The following is a 4,272-nucleotide window of genomic DNA, read 5'->3' on the forward strand; positions in this document are numbered from 1 at the left end:
CGCTGGCCTGGCAGGTGGCGCTGTTCATGGGCTTCCAGTCACTCACGTTCTACGTGGTGCTCGCGTGGCTGCCGGACCTGCTGCAGAGCCGCGGTGTCAGCGCTGCGACGGCCGGGCTGCTGCTGGCGCTTTCCCAGGCGACGGGCATCGCAGGCTCCGCGATCGTCCCGTTCCGTGCGCAGCGGAGCGCCGGCCAGGGCCGCATCGTGCTGATCCTCGCGGCGGTAGAGCTGATCAGCCTCGTGGGCCTGCTTGCCGCCAGCACGACGTGGGTGGCGGCGATCAGTGTCGCCATGCTCGGGTTCGTCATGGGCGGCACCTTCAGTCTCGCGCTGCTGTTCCTCGTGCTGCGCGCGCCGGACACGCACATGGCGACCAGCCTCTCCGGGATGGCGCAGTCGATCGGTTACGGGGTCGCCGCCGTCGGCCCGGCGCTGATCGGCCTCGTGCGCGATCTGACCGGAAGCTGGACTGCGCCACTGCTCTGCCTGTTCGGCGCGCTCGCGGCGAAGGTGGTGTCGGGGATGGGCGCGGGGCGTGACCGGGTGCTTTCGGCGCGCTGAGACGCCCCCCACGCACACGCCGCTGTCACAGCACCCCCGCGCATTTCGTCACCCTCCTGTAGACCGGTGCGTCGTAGACCGGAGCGTCGCATGAGGCGACCAGCACACGCAGGTGACGGAGGGGCAGATCACACATGCAGTCGCAGCGCATCTTCATCGCCGGTGCGACCGGCGTTCTCGGCCGCCGCCTCGTGCGGCTGCTGACAGAAAGGGGCCACCAGGTCACGGGCATGACGCGCACGGCGTCGAAGCGAGGGATGCTCGAGCAGCTCGGCGCCACGCCCGTCGTTGCCGACGCGCTCGACGCCAGCGCGGTCGGGACGGCGATCAGCGAGGCCGAGCCCGACGTGGTGGTGCACCAGCTCACCGACCTCGCGCACCTGCGCAGCATGCGCAACTTCGACAGGTCCTTTGCAGGCAACGCGCGGCTGCGGCGCGAGGGCACGGACATCCTGCTGTCGGCGAGTCGCGCGGCAGGCGTACGTCGCTTCGTCGCGCAGTGCTATGGCGGCTTCCTGTTCCCGGAGGGCGGCACCCGTGCGGACGTGGGCGAGGACGATCCGCTGGATCCTGCGCCGCATCCCACCTTCCGCGCGGCCCTCGCCGCGGACAGGCACCTGGAACGGGTCGTGACCGGGGCCACCTGGATGGACGGCGTCGCACTGCGGTATGGCGCGTTCTACGGCCCCGGTACCAGCATGTCCCTGGAGCCTCCGGGCGTTCAGAGCGAGATGGTGCGCAGGCGCCAGTATCCGATCGTGGGCGACGGCGCGGGCTACACGTCCTTCATCCACATCGACGATGCCGCCGCCGCGACCGTCGCCGCGATCGAGCATGGCCGTCCGGGTATTTACCAGGTGGCGGACGACGAGCCGGCGCGCGCGTCGGAGTGGCTGCCCGCGCTGGCGCAGGTGCTCGGCGCCAGGCCGCCGATGCGCCTGCCCGTCTGGCTCGCGCGCATCATGGCAGGCCCGGCCGTCGTGGAGATCATGACGCGTGCTTCCGGCGTATCCAACGCAAAGGCGCGACGCGAGCTCGACTGGCAGCCGGTGTACTCGAGCTGGCGCGCCGGTTTCGCGCACGGATTGAGGTGAGGATGAAGCCGCAACGCGCACCAGGGACCATGGAGGCGCCCATGATCGATCTCGAGCAGCTCCGCCCCAGTGCATTCGCGATCGCCTATCGCATGCTCGGCAGCGTGAGCGACGCCGAAGACATCGTGCAGCAGGCGCTGATCAGGCTGCACCAGGCGCTCGAGCGCGAGCACATCCACTCGCCCGAGGCGTTTCTCGCCACCGTCACCACACGGCTGTGCATCGACGAGCTGCGCTCCGCGCGCGTGCAGCGCGAGACGTACATCGGCGAGTGGCTGCCCGAGCCGCTGATTGACAGAGGCGAAAAGAGCGGTGCGGCGCGCGTCGAGCTGTCCGAGTCCGTGCGCATGGCGTTCCTCGTCCTGCTCGAGCGGCTCTCGCCGGTGCAGCGCGCCGTCTTCCTGCTGCGGGACGTCTTCGACTACGAGTACGCGGACATCGCGCATATCCTCGGCAAGTCCGAGGCGGCCGTCCGCCAGACCGCGGTGCGCGCCCGCGCGCACGTGCTGCAGGAACGGCCCCGCTTCGATGTCGAGACCGACAGGCAGAACGAGCTCGTGGATCGCTTCTTCGCCGCGATCGAAGCAGGCGACGTCGCATCCCTGGAAGCACTGCTCGCAGCCGACGCCTCGCTGCACGGCGACGGCGGCGGCAGGGTGCCCGCACTCTCCCGAGCGGTGCACGGCCGGAGCGCGGTCGCACGCACGCTTCTCAACTGGGCACGCACCGGAACGCGCGGCGGCTTCTCCGTCGAACGCACGATCGTCAACGAGCAGCCGGGTGCGCTGATCCGCACGACGGACGGCTCCGTGATCGGAGTGTGGACGATCGACGTCGCCGACGGCCACGTGACGGCGGTGCGCTCGGTCGTGAATCCCGAGAAGCTCAGGCACGTGCCGGGCGCGGGTAATTTCGGCGAGTGGCTGCGGCGGGCGTTGCCGAAGCGGTGAGACGCCGCGTGTCGCAGGAGCGGACAGAACCGTAGGACCGGCCGCCACATGTCGCAGGAGCGGACAGACTGGTAAGAACGGCCGCCCTGCATGTCGTACGTGCAGCCAGGCGGCGAGACTCCGGTCGGCGCTTCGTCGCGAGGTGTTCGGCGCATCCGCATTCCTCTCGCACGCCCCTGCATCTCGGGGGTATCATGGAGTCGTACTCCGGCTCCATGTCCTGCGCGCGGCGCGTATGCGTGCAGGCTCACCCCGTGAGGATGCATTGAAGCTGCCGTCCATTCTGCGCCTGGTCCTCGGCCGGGAAGCCCTCACCGACGAGGACCGCGAGGCCACCTACTACCTGCGTGTCACGCTCACGGTCGCCCTCGCGCTTGCCGTGGGCGCGGTGCTGCAATGGCAGTACGACGTCGCCACCGCGTGGCTCGCGTACGGCGTCGCGTACCTGGTGGGCGGCTGGCGCATCGCGATCGACAGCTGGCAGGAGCTGAAGCACGGACGACTCTCGATCGACTTCCTGATGGGCGCCGCAGCCGTGGGCGCGGCACTCGTCGGCAGCCCACTCGAGGGCGTAGTGCTGATCTTTCTATTCTCGCTGTCCAAGGCGCTCGAGGCGTATGCCATGGGGCGCACGCGCCACGCGATCGCGCGCCTCATGGACCTCGCGCCCGAGGAGGCCACGCTCGCAGACGACGAGGGGCGCGACGCGGGCCGCGTCCGCGTCGATGATCTCCTGCCCGGCCAGCGCATCCTCGTGCGACCCGGTGAGCGCATCGCAGCGGACGGGCGCGTGCATTCCGGCCGCACGGAGGTCGACCAGGCCGCGATCACGGGCGAGTCGATGCCCGTGCGCAAGCAGGCCGGCGACGAAGTGTTTGCGGCCACCGTGAACCAGGGCGGCTCACTCGTCGTCGAGGTTACCAAACCTGCGGGCGAGACGATGCTCGCGCGCATCGTGCGACTGGTCGAGGAAGCCCGCGAGGAGCGCGCACCCGCGCAGCACTTCATCGATCGTTTCGCGCACCCCTACACGCTCGCGGTCGTCGTCGGGACGGCAATCGCCGCGGTCGCGCCGCCGCTGCTGTTCGGCACCGAATGGAGCGACGCGTTCTACCGCGCAATGACGCTGCTCGTCGTCGCCAGCCCCTGCGCGCTCGTCATCTCGACGCCGTCCGCCATCCTGTCCGGTATCGCCAATGGCGCGCGGCACGGCATCCTCTTCAAGGGCGGTGCGTTCCTCGACCTGGCCGGCACGATCGACACGATCGCATTCGACAAGACGGGCACCCTGACCCTGGGCCAGCCGAAGCTCACGGATATCGTGAGTCGCGCGGACCTGGGCGGCCAGGATCCGCTGCACACCCTGGACAACAACGACCTGCTCCGCCTCGCCGCGGCCGTGGAGCAGCCGTCCGAGCACCATCTCGCCCGTGCGGTCGGCGCCGCCGCAATGGAGAACGGGATCGACGTCCCCCTCGCGGACGCGTTCGTCTCGTATCCCGGCGAGGGCGTGCGGGCCAGCGTGGAAGGAGAGGAGGTCTGGGTCGGTAATGGTATCATGGCGCAGCGGCAGAGTGCGACGCTGCCGCCCATGCTGCGCGGCTGGACCGCGGAGCAGACTTCGCTCGGCCGGTCCGTCGTCTATGTAGGCGTCGGCGACTCGAC

The 4,272-nt window shown here is 69.9% G+C and carries 4 protein-coding genes; all 4 read left to right on the forward strand.

Annotated elements, in window-relative coordinates; translation table 11 throughout:
- A partial coding sequence (locus VFU06_10260) for a hypothetical protein (protein HEU5209787.1) occupies window positions 1-563 on the forward strand: 563 nt, incomplete at its 5' end.
- A 134-nt stretch (window positions 564-697) separates the two neighbouring features.
- Entirely contained in the window at window positions 698-1,657 is a 960-nt protein-coding gene (locus tag VFU06_10265; protein HEU5209788.1) for an NAD-dependent epimerase/dehydratase family protein, read from the forward strand.
- A gap of 41 nt (window positions 1,658-1,698) precedes the next feature.
- Complete coding sequence (locus VFU06_10270) at window positions 1,699-2,607, forward strand: RNA polymerase sigma-70 factor (protein ID HEU5209789.1); 909 nt, start codon at window positions 1,699-1,701, stop codon at window positions 2,605-2,607.
- Between the two features lie 265 nt (window positions 2,608-2,872).
- Window positions 2,873-4,272, forward strand: a 1,400-nt coding sequence (locus tag VFU06_10275; protein HEU5209790.1) for a cation-translocating P-type ATPase, incomplete at its 3' end; no start/stop codon positions are given.

Source organism: Longimicrobiales bacterium, from assembly GCA_035764935.1.
In the GTDB taxonomy this organism is placed as follows: Bacteria; Gemmatimonadota; Gemmatimonadetes; order Longimicrobiales; family RSA9; genus DASTYK01.

Bases quoted from the DNA above. Each gene is read 5' to 3' on its own strand.
- VFU06_10265 (HEU5209788.1), top strand. From the start codon at position 698: ATGCAGTCGCAGCGCATCTTCATCGCCGGTGCGACCGGCGTTCTCGGC.
- VFU06_10270 (HEU5209789.1), top strand. From the start codon at position 1,699: ATGATCGATCTCGAGCAGCTCCGCCCCAGTGCATTCGCGATCGCCTAT.